The organism is Oceaniovalibus sp. ACAM 378 (genome assembly GCF_008085915.1).
Lineage (GTDB): Bacteria > Pseudomonadota > Alphaproteobacteria > Rhodobacterales > Rhodobacteraceae > Oceaniglobus.
The window spans coordinates 206,202-221,748 of the sequence record NZ_VSJK01000007.1 but is presented as its reverse complement, the minus strand read 5'-3'; the positions used below and the strand labels follow the sequence as shown (position 1 = coordinate 221,748).

Sequence of the window (15,547 nt, the reverse complement as noted above, 5' to 3'; positions counted from 1 at the left end):
TTGTACGCGTATTACAGGGCCGCGACGACGGTGAATTCCACCAGATGCTTGGGCGTTGCCAGTTTGGCCTCGCCACAGGCGCGGGTCGGCGGGCAGGCCGGATCGATCCAGGCGTCGTAAACCGCGTTCATTGCCGCGAAATCAGCCATATCGGCCAGCCAGATGACCACCCGGACGGCCTTGGACTTGCTGCTGCCCACTTCGGACAGGATGCGGTCAATCTTGTCCAGACAGTCCTGTGTCTGGGTCGCCAGATCTGCGTCGGGGTTGCCGACCTGACCGGAAAGATAAACTGTATCGCCATGGATCACCGCTTCGCTCATTCTTGCGCCGGGGTTGTGGTGTTTCAGGGTCATGGGTCGCTCCGTTCTGGGTTTCATTGCGCTGCACATGACCGACGAAAGCCGTCATGGGCAACCCCGTTTCGGTGCATTCCTGATCGGGGGCGGCCTTTGGGCAAGTGCAGAACGGGCATGAGCGATGGCCGATGGAACCGGTCGGCGGCTTGGGATAAAGACCGGTCACCGGGGGCCTGCCAAACCTTGACCGGTGCCGGAAAGCGGACAATCAATCCCGCCTCAACAGGCAAGACCCGGCAAACAAGGAGCGCGACATGATGGCCCCCACGATACTGCTCGGTGCGCTTGCCGTGGTTCTTGGAGCGGTGTGCAACGCCGGGGAGGCCAATGCCGATACGTTCCGCGTATTGCTGGGCGGTCGGACACTTGGCACGCTGGAAACGACGGCTGGGCAGTTGCGCACTCTGCTCGACAATACGCCGCTGGGCGTGGCCGACGGAACCTTTGCCGCGACCTCGGATGCGGCGACGACAACCCATGGCCGGTCAATCACCCGTTATGCAAGCGACGCCCGGTCGGGCCGCAAGGGACGTTCCATCGGGTTTGACCATGATCGGGGCCGGGTTCTGACGACCCTGATCACACCCGAAAGCGAACGCACCGCCCTGTCAGATCCCGCAAACGTCCCCTCTGACGTCATCGATCCTGTGGCGGCCCTGTCTCGGCTGGCGGGCGCGCAGGGCTGTCCCGCAGCCTTTCGCATCTATGACGGCAGGCGTGTGATCGAGATTGCACCGCGCGGATCGCAGACCACCGATGTCGCCCTGATCTGTGACATGCAATACCGGGTTGTTGCCGGGCCGGGGCACCTGTCGCCGTTCCGGTTCACCGCGCTTGATTTGACACTCACCTATGGCAAAACCGGCGGGTTGGCCGGGATCGATATTTCCACCGGTCCGTTCCGTGTCAGCCTGCGGCGCTGATCGGCAGGGTCAGGCGGCATTTCCATATCTCCGGGGTTGCGGCGGTACCGGGAAACAGTGAGCATGCGTTTCCCACCCCAGCCCGAACAGGAGTCAGCATGTCCGATTTTACCACACGCCCCGAAATTCGCGGCACGTTCGGCGTCGTGACATCGACCCACTGGATCGCCTCGGCGGTCGGCATGGGTATCCTGGAGCGCGGTGGCAATGCCTTTGACGCTGCCGTGGCCACCGGGCTGACGCTGCAAGTGGTCGAACCGCATCTGAATGGCCCGGCGGGTGACATGCCGGCGATCCTCTATTCGGCGCAAACCGGCGAGATCCGGGTGCTCTGCGCACAAGGACCGGCGCCTGCTGCCGCGACCATCGAACATTACCGCGCGCAGGGTCTGACGCTGATTCCCGGGTCGGGCCTGTTGGCCACGGTGGTGCCGGGGGCCTTCGACGGCTGGATGCTGATGCTGAAGGATCACGGCACGATGGAGCTGTGCGACGTGATGCAACCCGCCATCGAATATGCCCGCGACGGCCACCCGATGCTGCCACGCGTCGCCGATGCCATTGCCGGCGTGGCGGAATATTTCGCCGCCGAATGGCCAAGTTCGGCTGCCGTCTGGTGCCCCACTGGCGCGGCCCCTGAACCCCACGCCCTGTTCCGCAACCCCGATCTGGCCGCCACATGGCAACGTCTGTCCGACAGCCCGGGCGACAGCCGCGCGGCGCGCATTGATGCAGCGCGAGAGGCTTGGCGCAGTGGTTTTGTCGCCGATGCGATTTTCGACTATCTCAAGGACGCCAAGGTGCACGATGTTTCGGGGCGCAAACATTCCGCCGTTCTGGCGCGGAGTGACATGGCGGACTGGCGCGCAACTTACGAAGAACCGCTCAGCTTTGAGTATCACGGCTGGACGGTGCACAAGACCGCGCCTTGGTCGCAGGGGCCGGTGCTGTTGCAGGCGCTGGCGATCCTGAAAGGGGTCGATCTGGCGGCGATGGACCCGAACGGCGCCGAATTTGTCCATGTGGTGATCGAGGCGATCAAGCTCGCCTATGCCGACCGCGAGGCATATTACGGCGACCCGGCGCACAGCGACATCCCGATGGCACATCTGCTGAGCGAGGAATACAACGCCGCCCGACGCGCCCTGATTGCCGACACGGCGTCAATGGATCAGCGGCCCGGCCGGGTGCCCGGGTTCGAACATCTGGCCGACGCCTATATCGAACGCGCGGCACGCGATTTCGGCGCGGGGCCAGTGGCGGCACAAGAACCCACCATGGCGCATCTGACCGAGCGGCGCGGCGACACCGTGCATATTGATATCATCGATCGCTGGGGCAACATGGTGTCGGCCACGCCCTCGGGTGGCTGGCTGCAAAGCTCGCCGATCATTCCCGGGCTTGGGTTTGCGCTGAACAGCCGGGCGCAGATGTTCTGGCTGGACGAAGGCCTGCCGACCTCGCTGGCCCCCGGGCGCAGGCCACGCACCACGCTGACCCCGTCGATGGCCGAAAAGGACGGAGCACGGATTGCCTTTGGCACACCCGGCGGAGATCAGCAGGACCAGTGGCAGCTGATCTGGTTCCTGCGGTTCGTTCATCACGGGTTCGATCTGCAACAGGGGATCGACGCACCGCTGTTCCATTCGATGCACTTTCAGGGCTCGTTCTTCCCGCGTGAGGTGCGCCCGGGCGAGATGATGGTCGAGCCGGGGGTGGGCGAAGCGGTGATCGCCGATCTGCGCGCCCGTGGTCACAGGGTCACAGTGGCCGCGCCATGGACCGTGGGGCGTCTGACGGCGGCGATGCGAGACGCCGACGGAATGCTGCGCGCGGCGGCCACGCCACGGCTGATGCAGGCCTATGCGGTGGGCCGGTAAGCGCAATCGCGCGCAGCGGCGGATCAGCCCGTGGTGCGAACCACAAGCTCCTTGTAGAGCGCCCGCAGAAGGGCGGTGACCGGTCGGTTGCCGTCGCCGATTACCTTGCCGTCGATGGAGGCGACCAGGGTCTGTGCGCCAAAGGTGCCGGTCAGGAAGGCTTCATCGGCGCTGTAAGCCTCATACAGCGAGAAATTCTTTTCAAAGCAGGGGATTGCGTTGGCATGGCACAGGTCAATCACCTTTTGCCGTGTCACCCCGTTCATGCAGTAATCGCCGGTCGACGTCCACACCGCGCCCTTTCGCACGATGAAGAAGTTGCAGGCGTTGGTGGTGTTGACGAAGCCAAGCGGGTCAAGCATCAGCGCCTCATCCGCGCCGGCCTGTTCGGCTTGAAGACAGGCGATCACACAGTTCAGTTTGGAATGGCTGTTGAACTTTGCGTCCTGACTGTGGGGCAATCCACGCACCTGCGGCACGCTGGCCAGCCGGATGCCCTGTGACAGCAGGCTTTCAACCGGGCGCGAATGTTCCATGATGATGACCAGTGTGGGACCACTGCGCGACAGGCGCGGATGCTGGAACGGTTTTGCCTTGATCCCCCGGGTCAGCATCAGGCGGCAATGCACGTCATGGGTCATGCCGTTCGCCGTGGCCGTGCGGGTCAGCGCGTCCAGAATTCCGGCCCGGTCCATCCCGACGTCCAGCGAGACCGCCTTGCAGCTGTCAAAGAAGCGATCCATGTGTTCGTCAAAGAACGCCCATTTGCCGTTGTAAAGCCGCATCCCCTCCCACATGCCGTCGCCCAGAAGGAAGCCGGAGTCGTAGACCGACACCTTGGCATCATCGCGGTGAACGAGTTCGCCGTTCACATAGATCTTGATATCGCGATTACGGATATCCTCGTCGGCGTCATGGGTGCTGTGGTCGGCTGGGGTGGTGTTATCCGGCATGTGATGTCTCGGGCTGTGGGCAAAGGGAATGGCTGAAACTAGCAGCCGATCATCTGCGGCGACAGCCCTGAAACCATCCCCCACCCGTGATGCCCGGTCGCTCAGGCGTCCCAGACCACCCGAAATCCCTGATGGGTTGTCGCACTGTCGGCCGATGTGCCCGAACGGGCGGCGATCCGATACCGGTAGCAATAGCTTCGGTGGCACAGAAACGACCCGCCCTTGCTGAGTTTGTACCCCTGCATGCCTGCCAGCCGGGTCTTGACCGACTTTTTCAGCGACCGGATGCGATAGGTATCCGCCGTCCACTCCCACACATTGCCAACCAGCGTGTGAATCCCGTAACCGTTCGGCGCAAAGGCAAGCGCCGGCGCGGTGGTCAGGAACCCGTCTGCGCCGGTGTTTTTAGACGGAAATTTCCCCTGCCAGATGTTGCAGGGAAATTGCCCGGTGTCGTCGGGTTCTGCCTCGCCCCAAGGAAATTTCACATCCCCCTGTCCGCCCCGGGCTGCGTGTTCCCATTCCGCCTCGGTCGGCAGACGGCCGCCGGCCCATGCGGCATAGGCGGTGGCATCGTTCCACGACACCTGCACGACCGGGTGATCGGCGTGCCAGACATCGCCGGTGCCCGGGCCGTTGATCTCGCGCCATGTGGCACCGTCGACCCGGCGCCACCACTCGATCCCCTTGACCCCCTGCGTCACGCGGATTTCCTCGGGCACCTGCGCCCAGAAGACAAAAGACCAGCCAAAGCGCTCGGTCTCGGTCACATAGCCGGTTTCATCGACAAAGGCGGCGAATTCGGCGTTGGTGATTGCCCCGGCCCCGATCCGAAAGGGTTTGAGCCGCACCTGCCGCACCGGTCCTTCGCCATCATCGGGAATGCCGGGACGAGCGGTGCCAACCATCGCCGTGCCGCCCGGAACCGCCACCGCACCGTGATCGCGCGGCAGGGCCGAGCGGGGCACAGTCACACTTGTCAGATCGCCCTTTTTCCCCTGCGGCGCACAGCATGTCTTTGTCACTTGATCCATGGGGCGCAAACTATCCCATTCGTCACGGGCGGGGCAACCGAGACACAAGAATTATTGTGGAACCCGGGGGCAATCCATCCCGGACGCAGGGTGTGTGATATGGGTTCTACGCCGGCACAGCCACCAAATCGCCATTGTCGAAGTGATGCGGGAGTTGATGCGCGCTCCGCCCCGGGATAGGGTGCGCCGCAACGCGGCATAAAAGGGATATCCCATGACACAGCGTCTGCATCTGGTGTTCGGAGGCGAGTTGATCGATCCGACAAAGAACGTTTTCAGTGATGTTGAACAGATTGATATCATCGGGATGTTTCCCGACTATGCCAGCGCCTATGACGCTTGGAAATCGGCGGCACAGCGCACGGTCGACAATGCCCATATGCGTTATTTCATCGCTCACCTGCACCGGCTGCGTGACGAGGAAACCCCCGCTTCGCCGACCGAGGAGCTGGGTAACTGATAAGCCTTTTGCGCCACCGGCTGTCCGAGGGTGTCCGGGCGCTTGGCCTGCGACAGCGGCGGCGGACGGCGGACCCGGTGCAGGCGGATGTCCTGTCGCAACAACTGGGCGAAAGCTGTTCGCTGCGGCCCGAGGGGCCATTGCTTTGGGTGCATCTTGGGCCGGGGGCGGATGTTGCGGCGGTGGCCTTGCTGCTGACCCGGCTGGACGAAGCGCGCGGCGATCTGGCGGTGCTGGTCACTCTTGACGCCTATCCTGCGCCTGCCGAATTTGCTGCTGCCCTGACCCAACAGCTTCCCGCCGATGTGACCGAAGCGGTCGAGGGGTTTTTGTCGCACTGGCGGCCCGATGTCTGTCTCTGGATTGGCGAAGGCTGGGCACCGGTGCTGTTGACCGAAGCCTCCGGACGTGGGGTCGAATGTATCGCAGCGGATGCGCGGATGTCCGAAGCCCATATGCGTGGTCGTCGGTGGAAAGCCGCGCTTGCCCGGGCGGAACTGGCGCCGTTTCGTCATATCCTGACCGGAACGCGCGACGACGCCGCGCGGTTGACGGCCCTTGGTGGCGACGGTGCGCGGGTCGAAACGGTGGGGTGGTTGGAATCTTCGGTTGCGGCCCTCCCCTGCAACGAGGCCGAGTGGACGGGACTGTCGGAAACCCTTGACGCGCGGCCGGTTTGGCTGGCCGCCGATGTGCCGATGGCCGAGATCCCGGCGGTCATCGCCGCGCATCGTTTCGCCAGCCGTCTGTCACACCGCCTGTTGCTTATACTGGTGCCTGCCGATGTCGCGACGGGCCCGGCGCTTCGCGCACAGCTCGAGTCGCAAGGTCTGCGCACCATGTTGCGCTCGGCCGATGAGGAACCCGAGCCCGACACGCAGGTCTATGTCGCCGATTCCGTGGGGGAAATGGGCCTGTGGTATCGCCTCGCGCCGGTGACATATCTCGGACACACGCTTGACGGCGGCAACGGGCGTTCGCCCATGGAACCGGCGGCACTGGGATCGGTCGTGGTGCACGGGCCGGACACAGGGGCGCATGGTGCGGTCGTGGAAAGGCTGCACCGGGCGGGCGGCCACATGCCTGTCGCCGACGCGACCGAGTTGGGCCGGGCGATCGAACGGTTGCTGGCCCCCGATAAGGTGGCCGATCTGGCCCACCGGGCTTGGGCGGAACTGACCTCGGGCGCCGAAGCGGCAGATCGTGCGCTGGAGCTGGTCGGCGCGGCACTTGACCGGGCGGATGCGTTGCCGTGAAGCCACCGGCGTTCTGGTTCAACCCGCCCGATGCACCGGGCTGGCAGGCGCGCCTGTTGGCCCCGCTTGGCGCGATCTATGCCGGGGCGACAGCGCGGCGGGTGCGGGCACCTGCCGCCGGGGCCGGGGTGCCGGTGATCTGCGTTGGCAATCTGAACGCCGGGGGCACGGGCAAGACGCCGGTGGTGATCTATCTGACACAGCGGCTGGCAACGGCGGGCCACATCCCGGCCATCGTGTCGCGCGGCCATGGCGGGCGGCTGACCGGGCCGGTGCAGGTCGACCCCAAGCGCCACAGTGCCGCCGACGTGGGCGATGAGCCTTTGCTGCTGGCGGCCTTCGCGCCGGTCTGGGTGTCGCGAAGCCGGGCAGAGGGCGTGACCTGTGCGGCAGAGTCCGGCGCCGATGTCATCATCCTTGACGATGGGTTCCAGACCCCGGGGGTGCAGCGCGACCTGTCGCTGATCGTGGTGGATGCGGCGGTGGGGTTCGGCAATGGCCGGGTGATTCCGGCCGGGCCGCTGCGCGAACCGGTGCCTGTCGGTCTTGGCCGGGGCGATATGGTGCTGGCCATCGGCGACGCTGCGGCACAGCGGCGGTTTACAGATATCTGGGGTGCGCAGATTGCCCTGCCGCTGCTCACCGGGCATCTGGCGCCGCTGGCCATGGGCATGGACTGGACCGGGTTGCGCGCCTTTGCCTTTGCAGGGATCGGGCGGCCCGAGAAATTCTTTACCACCCTTGCCGCCGAAGGGGCCGAGATTGCCGGGCGGCGGGCGCTGGACGATCACCAGTCGCTGACCACTGCCCTGCTCACTCGGCTGGAGCGGGAAGCAGCGGCGCTGGGCGCACAACTGGTGACAACCGAAAAAGACGCCGTGCGCCTGCCCGCCGCCTTTCGCCCTCGTGTGCTGACCCTGCCGGTCCGTCTCAACCTCGACGACGCGCGGCCACTTGACGCTGCGCTAAACCGGCTGGGACTGTTGACCGACTAGGCGGTCAGGTGGCGTAATTCGAGCCTTCATCATCAAGGATCGCCCGCAGTTCGGCCAGATGGCGGCTGTCCTGTTCAGGATAGAATTCCAGTTCGCGCGCCGTCTTTTCCGCGATCTCGTCAGACAGGATGCGCAGGGGCTGACCGGTCTGCAAGGCGCGGATATAGGTTTCGGCGGCGCGTTCGAAATAATACAGCCGGTTGAAGGTCTCGGCCACGGTCGCGCCGATCACCATGACGCCGTGATTGCCCATCACCATCACTTTTTTCTTCGGGTCGGTGAACAGCGATGCACAGCGCACGCCTTCTTCTTCGAAGGCCAGCCCGCCATACTCGTTATCGATGACGATCCGGTCAAAGAAGGTGGCGCAGTTCTGATCGATCGGCGGCAAGCGGCTGTCGGCAAGGGCCGCCAGAACCGTCGCATGAATCGAATGCACATGCATCGCACAGCGGGCATGGGCGCAGTGGCGATGCAATCCGCCGTGCAGCCCCCAGGCGGTCAGGTCAGGGGCGTCCGGTCCCTCAAGCGTCGCGGGATCGTTGGCATCGACGGTGATCAGGTCGGAGGCGCGGATCCGGGCAAAATGCATTTGGTTCGGGTTCATCAGAAACCGCGTGCCGTCGTCGTTTGTTGCCAGCGAAAAGTGATTCGCCACCGCTTCGTTCATGTTCAGACGGGCGGTCCAGCGAAAGGCGGCGGCCAGATCGCTGCGTTCGGGCCAGTGGTCCAGATTGGGGCGAAGAGAGGTGAGAGACATCGGCGGGCTCCTTGATTGCGCCCTGCCATGACATCACAGGCGGGACGGCGGGCCAACCGGTTTCACAGCGCGTCAGCGTGTTCGCTCCGGTGTTGCAGCCACAATTCGGCCTTTGCACCGCTGGTGGAGCCAGCCGAAAAACGCAAAAGTCGCGCAATCGCGGGGAGTGGTGCGGAGCGTCACATTCGATATATCGCCTGTCCATCGGCATTTTACGCCCTGCGCGTCCACTTCACAGAGATGCCGATTCAGGGTTCCGGGCGGCAGATCACGCAACGGACAAGGGCAGGGATCGGTGCCGTCCACGCTCTGCATCTTGTGCCATTGGGGAGTGATGCGTTAATCAACGTCATTGCGCCCCGGACGCGCCCGGACCAAGACGGTCCGAACAAGAAAGGATGCGCCATGTACGTCCCCACAAGAAACCTGCCGCTTGTCACGCCGGATCCCGCGCCGCACGCGATGTTCACCGATCCCGCCGCCGCCGTGTCGCGTTTGCAGGCGCTTTATGACGAGTCCTGCGCCTTTCTGACCGAACGGTTCTCTCAATCTCTGGCCGGCCCTCCGCCCGAGGCCCGGTATCGCGCCTTTTACCCCGAAATCCGGTTCACCACGACCAGTTTCGCCGGCGTCGACAGCAGACTCAGCTTTGGCTATGTGGCGATGCCCGGCATCTATTCCACCACCATCACCCGTCCCGATCTCTTCGCCAATTACCTGATCCAGCAAATCGGCCTGTTGATCGAAAACCATGGGGTCGGGGTCGAGATCGGTGCGTCACAGACACCGATCCCGGTGCATTTTGCCGTGGCAGACCGGCTGGTGACTGTGCCCCATGACGGCACGCTGGACTTTACCCTGCGCGACGTCTTCGACGTGCCGGATCTGGCGACAACGAATGACGAGATCGTCAACGGGTTCGGCTTTACCCACCCCGACGGATCGGCGCCGCTGGCTCCGTTCACTGCCCAGCGCATCGACTATTCTCTGGCCCGCCTGTCGCATTATACCGCAACGACGCCCGAGCATTTCCAGAACCATGTCCTGTTCACCAACTATCAGTTTTATATCGAAGAATTCGAAACCTTCGCCCGCGCCGCCCTGGCCGATCCCGACAGCGGCTATATCGCATTCGTCGGACCGGGAAATCAGGAAATCACTGCGGCGGACGAAGCATTGCCGGTGCCCGAAAAGCTGCCGCAGATGCCATCCTATCACCTGAAACGCAGGGACGGCAGCGGGATCACGCTGGTCAATATCGGCGTCGGTCCGTCCAACGCGAAGACGGCAACGGATCACATCGCGGTGCTGCGCCCCCATGCCTGGATCATGGTGGGGCATTGCGCCGGGTTGCGCAATTCACAGCGGTTGGGGGATTTCGTACTGGCCCACGCTTACCTGCGCGAGGACAAGGTGCTGGACGACGATCTGCCGGTCTGGGTGCCGGTGCCTGCGCTGGCCGAAATCCAGATCGCGCTGGAACAATCGGTGGCCGAGGTGACAGAGCTGAAGGGGTACGATCTGAAACGGGTCATGCGCACCGGCACCGTCGCCAGCGTCGACAACCGCAACTGGGAATTGCGCGATCAGCGCGGCCCGGTGCAGCGGCTCAGCCAGTCGCGCGCCATCGCGCTCGACATGGAAAGCGCGACGATTGCCGCCAATGGTTTCCGGTTCCGGGTGCCCTATGGCACTTTGCTGTGCGTGTCTGACAAGCCGCTGCATGGTGAGTTGAAATTGCCCGGCATGGCCTCGGATTTCTATCGTACACAGGTCGCCCGGCATCTTCGGATCGGGATTCGCGCGATGGAAACACTCTCGGGCATGCCCCTCGACCGGATCCACTCGCGTAAATTGCGCTCTTTCGAAGAGACCGCATTCCTGTAATGGGCCAGTAGCCGGCTGTTATCGGGCGAAAATCCGCCAGAAACTGCTTGTTTTCTATGGAATCTGCACCACTAATCGTTGTGTAGCGTCACAAGATAAGGCTAAAACACCGCCAATGGCCCCACATGGGCAGTTTGAGGAGAAGATACATGGCAAAACCGATGACCAAGACGCAGCTGGTGGCAGCTCTCGCCGAGGAAATGGGTGAGGACAAGAAAGCGGCAGGCGCCGCACTTGATTCCATCGTGAACATCATCACCAAGGAAGTCTCTGCCGGCGGTGCCGTCACGCTTCCGGGTGTCGGCAAGATCTATTGCCGCGAACGCCCGGCCCGCATGGTGCGCAACCCCGCCACGGGCGAGCAGATGCCGAAAGATGCCGACAAGGTGGTAAAGATGACCATTGCCAAGGCACTAAAAGACAGCGTCAACGGCTGATCCAACGTCCATCGGATTGCAACGGGCCGCCCAACATCGGGCGGCCCGTTTGCGTTTAAGGTCATGGAATGAGTATTTGTACAAAGAAGAAACAGATGGGCTTCTTCTTTGCACAAATACTCAAAATCCGACAGGTCGGTCGCCTGAGCGGTCAGACGATCACCGGCACCCGTCCCGCAGGCGGTGTGTTGCGCGAACGCTGCGAGGTGACGCGCCCGTCGATGATCGTCATGCCAACGCCAGGCAGGTTGCCCAGTTGCACCGATTCGAGCAGCGTCTTGCCGCCTGAATGCTGCGCCTGATCCATCAGCACGAAATCGGCGCAAAAACCTGTTTCGATCAGCCCGGTATCGAGCTTTCGCTGCCGCGCGGTGTTGCCGTTGCCAAAGCAGAAGGCGATTTCTGCCGGGACGTTTCCAAGGCTCGACAGCATGGCGATCATGCGCAGAATCCCAAGAGGTTGCACCCCCGACCCTGCCGGGCCGTCGGTGCCGAGGATGATCTGATCCATCTTGCCCAACTCCCGGGCGGTGTTCAGCGTCAGCAGCGCAGCGCGCTCGTTGCCGTTGTGGACGATTTCGAGCGCCTGTTTGCAGGATTCGCACAGGCAGATGATCTGGTCGTCGGGCAGGGCGGAATGACCGCCGTTGATATGGCCGATCACATCGGTTCCGGTTTCAAGCACCATGTCGGCGTCGATCAGGCCCGAGCCGGGAATCGACGGGCCGCCGGTGTGGATCGTGCTTTGAATCCCGTATTTGCGCGCCCATTGCACCATCTGATGCGCGGTCTTGCCATCCTTGACCGAGCCAAGCCCGATCTCACCCAAAAGCGTGACACCCGCCTCGGCCAGTTCCTTGAAGTCATGCTCTTCCATGCCGTGTTCGATCACTGGTGCCCCGGCATGGACCTTGACGCCGGAGGGGCGGAAATTCTCGTACCAGCGCTGCGACGCGATCGCCATGGCCTTGAGTCCGATAATGTCTTTTGGCCGGCCGGGCATATGCACCTCTCCGGCCGAAATCAGCGTGGTCACTCCGCCGTGCAGGGTTGAGTCGATCCAGCCGAGTTGCTGCTGGCGGGGGGTGTAATCGCCGACGACGGGGTGAACGTGACTGTCGATCAGACCGGGGGCGAGGGTGGTGCCCATGGCGTCGACCGTGGTCGTCGCGCCGCCGCAATCCATCTCCGTTCCGCGTCCGACTTCGGTGATCTTGCCGTCGATGCAGATGATACAGTCGGCATCAAGGATCGGCTGTTCCATCTTGCCCGACAAGATCATCCCGATGTTGCGGATCACCAGCTTTGCGCGGCCATCTTCCGGGCCGGCGGCGGGGGGTGCGGTTTCGGCCATGGGTCAGACTCCTAGATGGCGGGGGAGGATCGTTGGGTCGGCGCGCAGGGCGGCGGCGGAAACCGTCTCGATGCTGCGCCCGGTTTCGATGAATGCTGCATGATCGGCCATGGACAGGATCGCCTCCATCCGCTGCTCGACCAGCACCACCGCGACGCCTTCGGCTTTCATCCGCAGCACGACCTGGCGGATCTGTTCGATCATGCTGGGTTGCAGGCCTTCGGTTGGTTCGTCCAGCAAAAGGACGCGGGGCCGCAGACACAGGGCGCGGGCGGTCGCAAGCATCTGCTGTTCTCCGCCTGAAAGCGTTTCCGCGCGTTGGCCCAGACGTTCGCGCAGGCGGGGAAATATGTCGAGCACCCAGTCGCGGGTGTCCCGGCCCTCGCCACAGGTCATCAGGCCGATTTCGATGTTTTCCGCCACACTCAATTCGGCGAACAACCGGCGGCCCTGCGGGATATAGCCGACGCGCCGTCGCGCGATCTGTTCGGTGGGCAGGGTGTGCAGAGCCTCGCCGTCCAGCATGATCGCCCCCGCCGTGATCGGCAGCAGCCCCATGATACAGCGCATCACTGTGGTCTTGCCCGCGCCGTTGCGCCCCAGCAGGCAGGTGATTTCCCCGGCCCTTGCCCTCAGTGATACCCCGGTCAGCGTGGGAACCCGGCCATGGGCGGCGTGGATATCCGCGATCTCAAGCATCGGCGGTTCCCAGATAGGCAGCCCGCACCGCCCGGTTGGCGCGGATCGCGTCGGGGGTGCCTTCGGCCAGTGTCATGCCCTGGTCCAGCACCGTGATGTAATCGGCGGTTTCCATGACCACGGACATGTTGTGTTCGATCAGCAGGATCGTGGTGTTCTTCAGCCCGGTGATCAGGGTCTTGAAGGCCGCAACCTCGGATTCCGCCAACCCCTGCGTCGGTTCGTCGAGGATGAACAGGCGCGGCGATTGGGCCAGCCCCATGCCGATTTCAAGGATTCGCTGATGACCATAGGACAGATCGCCCGCCGTCTGATCGGCCCGGTCGGCCAGACCGACACGTTCCAGCGTTTCAGTCACTCTGGCGGCATTGCCCCCGGCACGGCGGGCGGCCAGCGCGATGTTCTCGTGCACGCTCAGCCCGGCGAAAACCGATGTGATCTGAAACGTATAGGCGATGCCAAGGGTGATGCGTTTGTGCGCCGGCAGGCCAGAGATGTCGCGCCCGTCGAAGATCACCTTGCCGCGTGTGACTGGGATGCGGCCGCACAACATGCCGACGAAAGTGGTCTTGCCCGCACCGTTCGGGCCGATCAGCGCGCGGATCTGACCCTCGGGCAGGTCGAAATCAATGTCAGTATTTGCCTGCACCCCGGCATAGGTTTTCGTCAGGCCGCGGGTTTCGAGGATCACGGTAGCCATGGCACCCACCGTTTCCTGAGCGTGCCGAGCAGACCCTGGGGCAGGAACAGCGTCAGCAGCACCAGAACCACCCCGGCGACCAGCATATAGGCGTCGGTCACGCCGCTGGACAGGTCAATCAGATAGAACATGAACACCGCCCCGACCAGCGGGCCCAGCGTCGTGCCAGCACCGCCCAGCAGCACATAAAGCAGGGGAAAGATCGAATAGGGCACAGCGGCGAAAGAGGCTCCGGCATAGCCGAACAACAGCGCGTACGCCGCCCCCGCCATGCCCGAAATCGTGCCTGATGCCACCAGCGCCAGCCATTTGCGCCGCTGCACATCATAGCCGAGCATGGTCGCCCGTGCCTCGTTCTCGCGGATCGCGATCAGGGTGCGTCCGAACGGCGCGCGGACAAGGGCGCCGATGATCAACAGCGTCACGGAGAACAGGATCAGCGCGGCGAAATAGCGCCCCATAGCGGATGACAGATCGACCCCTGCGATTTGCCGCACCGCCTGGGGCAGGACAAAGCCTTCGTCTCCCCGGGTGTATTGCACGAAATACAGCGCGGTCAGATATCCCGCCTGCGCGAACATCAGCGTGACGATCATAAAGGCCACGCCCCGGGTGCGCAGCGCCAGTGCGCCGGTGATCCCCGCCACCAGCGCCGAGGCGATCAGCGCAACCATCAGGGCCGGGATGGCGGTAAGTGACAGGTGCTGCATCGACAGCGCCAGCCCGTACATCCCCGCCGCAAAGAACAGCGCATGCCCCAGTGACAGCAACCCAGTGTATCCGAACGCCAGATTGTACCCCATGGCATAGACCGCCAGCACCATGATCCGCGCCAGATTGCCCGAGTGATAGTCCGGCAGCACAAAGAATGCCGCCGCCAGTGCCGCAATCACGACCAGATGCAGGGCGAGCGGGCGGTTCATCACTGCGGCTTTTTCCCCAGCAACCCTTGCGGGCGGAACACCAAAACCATGGCAACCGCCAGTGTCGCGAGGATTTTCGCCAGTGTCGGCGAGAAGAAGACCGAGATCACGCCATCGCTCATCCCGATCAGTAGGGCGGCGATCACCGTTCCGGGAAGTGAGCCGAGGCCGCCGATGATCACCACGATGAACGACAAAAGCAGCGGATCGCCCCCCATCAGGTAATGCGCCTGCTGGATCGGCACCACCAGAACCGCCCCCATCGCCGCCAAAGCCGCGCCAAGCCCAAAGACCAGCGCATAGACCTTGGCCACCGGAATCCCAAAGGCGCGGGCCATGGCACTGTCCTGTTGCGTGGCGCGCATGATCAGCCCGGCGCGGGTGCGGGTCATGAACAGCCACAGCGCAATCAGGATCACCGCCGCAGCAGCGGTGACGAACAGTTTGTAGGATGTGATCGACAGCCCCCATGGCCAATACAGCGCCAGCCCGTTTTCACCCCATTCGACAAAGGGCAGGGCAAGGCGGGTGTTGAACGGCGGCGCGACGGGACGGGCATCGGGGCCAAAGGTCATCAGCGTGCCCTGTTGCAGGATATACAGCAGGCCGATGGTGGCGACGATCGTACGCTCGGGGTCATAGCCGATCCGTTGCAGGACAGTGATATCAATCAGCGCGGCCAGCGCGCCGACCAGCAGCGGCGCGATCACCAGTGCCGCGACAAACCCAACCGCCGGATGGGTGCCAAGGGTGCTGGCGACGAACCATGCGATAACCGCCCCGAGCATATAGAATTCGCCGTGCGCCACATTGACCACACGCATCACGCCAAACACCACGGACAGCCCCATGGCGGTCAGCGCAAGGATTGCCGCCGTGACCGCGCCTTCCAGCATGGCAAGCATCAGATGCGGGCCGAAATCCACT

General features: G+C 63.6%; 16 protein-coding genes. 7 read left to right on the top strand and 9 right to left on the bottom strand.

All coding sequences use genetic code 11. The features are described 5' to 3' along the window. Positions 1 to 11: 11 nt before the first annotated feature. Entirely contained in the window at positions 12 to 356 is a 345-nt protein-coding gene (locus FQ320_RS11445; RefSeq protein WP_148472309.1) for a RidA family protein, read from the bottom strand. A 257-nt stretch (positions 357 to 613) separates the two neighbouring features. Between FQ320_RS11445 and FQ320_RS11440 the strand changes: the two genes are divergently transcribed. Beyond that, positions 614 to 1,282: a hypothetical protein gene (locus FQ320_RS11440; RefSeq protein WP_148472307.1), complete on the top strand. Its 669-nt coding sequence runs from the start codon at positions 614 to 616 to the stop codon at positions 1,280 to 1,282. Between the two features lie 98 nt (positions 1,283 to 1,380). After that, the gene (locus tag FQ320_RS11435; protein ID WP_148472305.1) at positions 1,381 to 3,162 is read left to right on the top strand and encodes a gamma-glutamyltransferase family protein; all 1,782 of its coding nucleotides are present in this window, start codon (positions 1,381 to 1,383) and stop codon (positions 3,160 to 3,162) included. A 23-nt stretch (positions 3,163 to 3,185) separates the two neighbouring features. On the opposite strand, the gene FQ320_RS11430 is transcribed toward FQ320_RS11435, so the two are convergent. Further along, positions 3,186 to 4,115 (bottom strand): aminotransferase class IV, encoded by a 930-nt coding sequence (locus FQ320_RS11430; RefSeq protein WP_148472303.1) that lies wholly within the window; start codon positions 4,113 to 4,115, stop codon positions 3,186 to 3,188. Positions 4,116 to 4,216: 101 nt separating this feature from the next. Next, positions 4,217 to 5,149: a formylglycine-generating enzyme family protein gene (locus tag FQ320_RS11425; RefSeq protein ID WP_148472302.1), complete on the bottom strand. Its 933-nt coding sequence runs from the start codon at positions 5,147 to 5,149 to the stop codon at positions 4,217 to 4,219. Between the two features lie 214 nt (positions 5,150 to 5,363). On the opposite strand from FQ320_RS11425, the gene FQ320_RS11420 reads away from it, so the two are divergent. The 3 genes from FQ320_RS11420 to lpxK are packed head-to-tail and all read left to right on the top strand — an operon-like array spanning position 5,364 to position 7,860. Next, a complete protein-coding gene (locus FQ320_RS11420) occupies positions 5,364 to 5,609 on the top strand; it encodes a DUF4170 domain-containing protein (protein ID WP_148472300.1) in 246 nt (81 codons plus the stop codon). 8 nt (positions 5,610 to 5,617) lie between these two features. Then, entirely contained in the window at positions 5,618 to 6,865 is a 1,248-nt protein-coding gene (locus FQ320_RS11415) for a 3-deoxy-D-manno-octulosonic acid transferase (RefSeq protein ID WP_187393869.1), read from the top strand. Further along, positions 6,862 to 7,860: a tetraacyldisaccharide 4'-kinase gene (gene lpxK / locus FQ320_RS11410; protein WP_148472296.1), complete on the top strand. Its 999-nt coding sequence runs from the start codon at positions 6,862 to 6,864 to the stop codon at positions 7,858 to 7,860. The genes FQ320_RS11415 and lpxK overlap by 4 nt, the downstream gene beginning before the upstream one ends. A 4-nt stretch (positions 7,861 to 7,864) precedes the next feature. On the opposite strand, the gene FQ320_RS11405 is transcribed toward lpxK, so the two are convergent. Continuing rightward, positions 7,865 to 8,620, bottom strand: coding sequence for a class II aldolase and adducin N-terminal domain-containing protein (locus FQ320_RS11405; RefSeq protein WP_148472294.1), 756 nt, complete (start codon positions 8,618 to 8,620; stop codon positions 7,865 to 7,867). Between the two features lie 405 nt (positions 8,621 to 9,025). Between FQ320_RS11405 and FQ320_RS11400 the strand changes: the two genes are divergently transcribed. Both FQ320_RS11400 and FQ320_RS11395 read left to right on the top strand, forming a co-directional pair. After that, positions 9,026 to 10,507 carry an AMP nucleosidase gene (locus tag FQ320_RS11400; protein WP_148472292.1) on the top strand — a complete coding sequence of 494 codons (1,482 nt, stop codon included), beginning with the start codon at positions 9,026 to 9,028 and terminating at the stop codon, positions 10,505 to 10,507. Between the two features lie 149 nt (positions 10,508 to 10,656). Continuing rightward, the gene (locus tag FQ320_RS11395) at positions 10,657 to 10,944 is read left to right on the top strand and encodes an HU family DNA-binding protein (protein ID WP_148472290.1); all 288 of its coding nucleotides are present in this window, start codon (positions 10,657 to 10,659) and stop codon (positions 10,942 to 10,944) included. A 151-nt stretch (positions 10,945 to 11,095) separates the two neighbouring features. Here the strand turns inward: FQ320_RS11395 and FQ320_RS11390 are convergent, their stop codons facing one another. Genes FQ320_RS11390 through FQ320_RS11370 form a run of 5 tightly spaced genes read right to left on the bottom strand, consistent with a single transcriptional unit; the run spans position 11,096 to position 15,546 of the window. Next, entirely contained in the window at positions 11,096 to 12,298 is a 1,203-nt protein-coding gene (locus FQ320_RS11390; RefSeq protein ID WP_148472288.1) for an amidohydrolase family protein, read from the bottom strand. A 3-nt stretch (positions 12,299 to 12,301) separates the two neighbouring features. Further along, complete coding sequence (locus tag FQ320_RS11385; protein ID WP_148472286.1) at positions 12,302 to 12,997, bottom strand: ABC transporter ATP-binding protein; 696 nt, start codon at positions 12,995 to 12,997, stop codon at positions 12,302 to 12,304. After that, complete coding sequence (locus tag FQ320_RS11380) at positions 12,990 to 13,697, bottom strand: ABC transporter ATP-binding protein (RefSeq protein ID WP_148472284.1); 708 nt, start codon at positions 13,695 to 13,697, stop codon at positions 12,990 to 12,992. Before FQ320_RS11380 ends, FQ320_RS11385 begins: the two co-directional genes overlap by 8 nt. Next, a complete protein-coding gene (locus FQ320_RS11375; RefSeq protein ID WP_148472282.1) occupies positions 13,685 to 14,620 on the bottom strand; it encodes a branched-chain amino acid ABC transporter permease in 936 nt (311 codons plus the stop codon). The genes FQ320_RS11380 and FQ320_RS11375 overlap by 13 nt, the downstream gene beginning before the upstream one ends. Further along, entirely contained in the window at positions 14,620 to 15,546 is a 927-nt protein-coding gene (locus FQ320_RS11370) for a branched-chain amino acid ABC transporter permease (protein WP_148472280.1), read from the bottom strand. The genes FQ320_RS11375 and FQ320_RS11370 overlap by 1 nt, the downstream gene beginning before the upstream one ends. Between the last annotated feature and the right edge of the window lies 1 nt (position 15,547).

Excerpts from the sequence above, each read along its gene's own strand:
- FQ320_RS11420 (WP_148472300.1), top strand. The coding sequence starts at position 5,364 with ATGACACAGCGTCTGCATCTGGTGTTCGGAGGCGAGTTGATCGATCCG.
- FQ320_RS11380 (WP_148472284.1), bottom strand. The coding sequence starts at position 13,697 with ATGGCTACCGTGATCCTCGAAACCCGCGGCCTGACGAAAACCTATGCC.
- FQ320_RS11400 (WP_148472292.1), top strand. The coding sequence starts at position 9,026 with ATGTACGTCCCCACAAGAAACCTGCCGCTTGTCACGCCGGATCCCGCG.
- FQ320_RS11385 (WP_148472286.1), bottom strand. The coding sequence starts at position 12,997 with ATGCTTGAGATCGCGGATATCCACGCCGCCCATGGCCGGGTTCCCACG.
- FQ320_RS11375 (WP_148472282.1), bottom strand. The coding sequence starts at position 14,620 with ATGAACCGCCCGCTCGCCCTGCATCTGGTCGTGATTGCGGCACTGGCG.
- FQ320_RS11430 (WP_148472303.1), bottom strand. The coding sequence starts at position 4,115 with ATGCCGGATAACACCACCCCAGCCGACCACAGCACCCATGACGCCGAC.
- FQ320_RS11440 (WP_148472307.1), top strand. The coding sequence starts at position 614 with ATGATGGCCCCCACGATACTGCTCGGTGCGCTTGCCGTGGTTCTTGGA.
- FQ320_RS11405 (WP_148472294.1), bottom strand. The coding sequence starts at position 8,620 with ATGTCTCTCACCTCTCTTCGCCCCAATCTGGACCACTGGCCCGAACGC.
- FQ320_RS11435 (WP_148472305.1), top strand. The coding sequence starts at position 1,381 with ATGTCCGATTTTACCACACGCCCCGAAATTCGCGGCACGTTCGGCGTC.
- FQ320_RS11445 (WP_148472309.1), bottom strand. The coding sequence starts at position 356 with ATGACCCTGAAACACCACAACCCCGGCGCAAGAATGAGCGAAGCGGTG.
- FQ320_RS11395 (WP_148472290.1), top strand. The coding sequence starts at position 10,657 with ATGGCAAAACCGATGACCAAGACGCAGCTGGTGGCAGCTCTCGCCGAG.
- FQ320_RS11425 (WP_148472302.1), bottom strand. The coding sequence starts at position 5,149 with ATGGATCAAGTGACAAAGACATGCTGTGCGCCGCAGGGGAAAAAGGGC.
- FQ320_RS11390 (WP_148472288.1), bottom strand. The coding sequence starts at position 12,298 with ATGGCCGAAACCGCACCCCCCGCCGCCGGCCCGGAAGATGGCCGCGCA.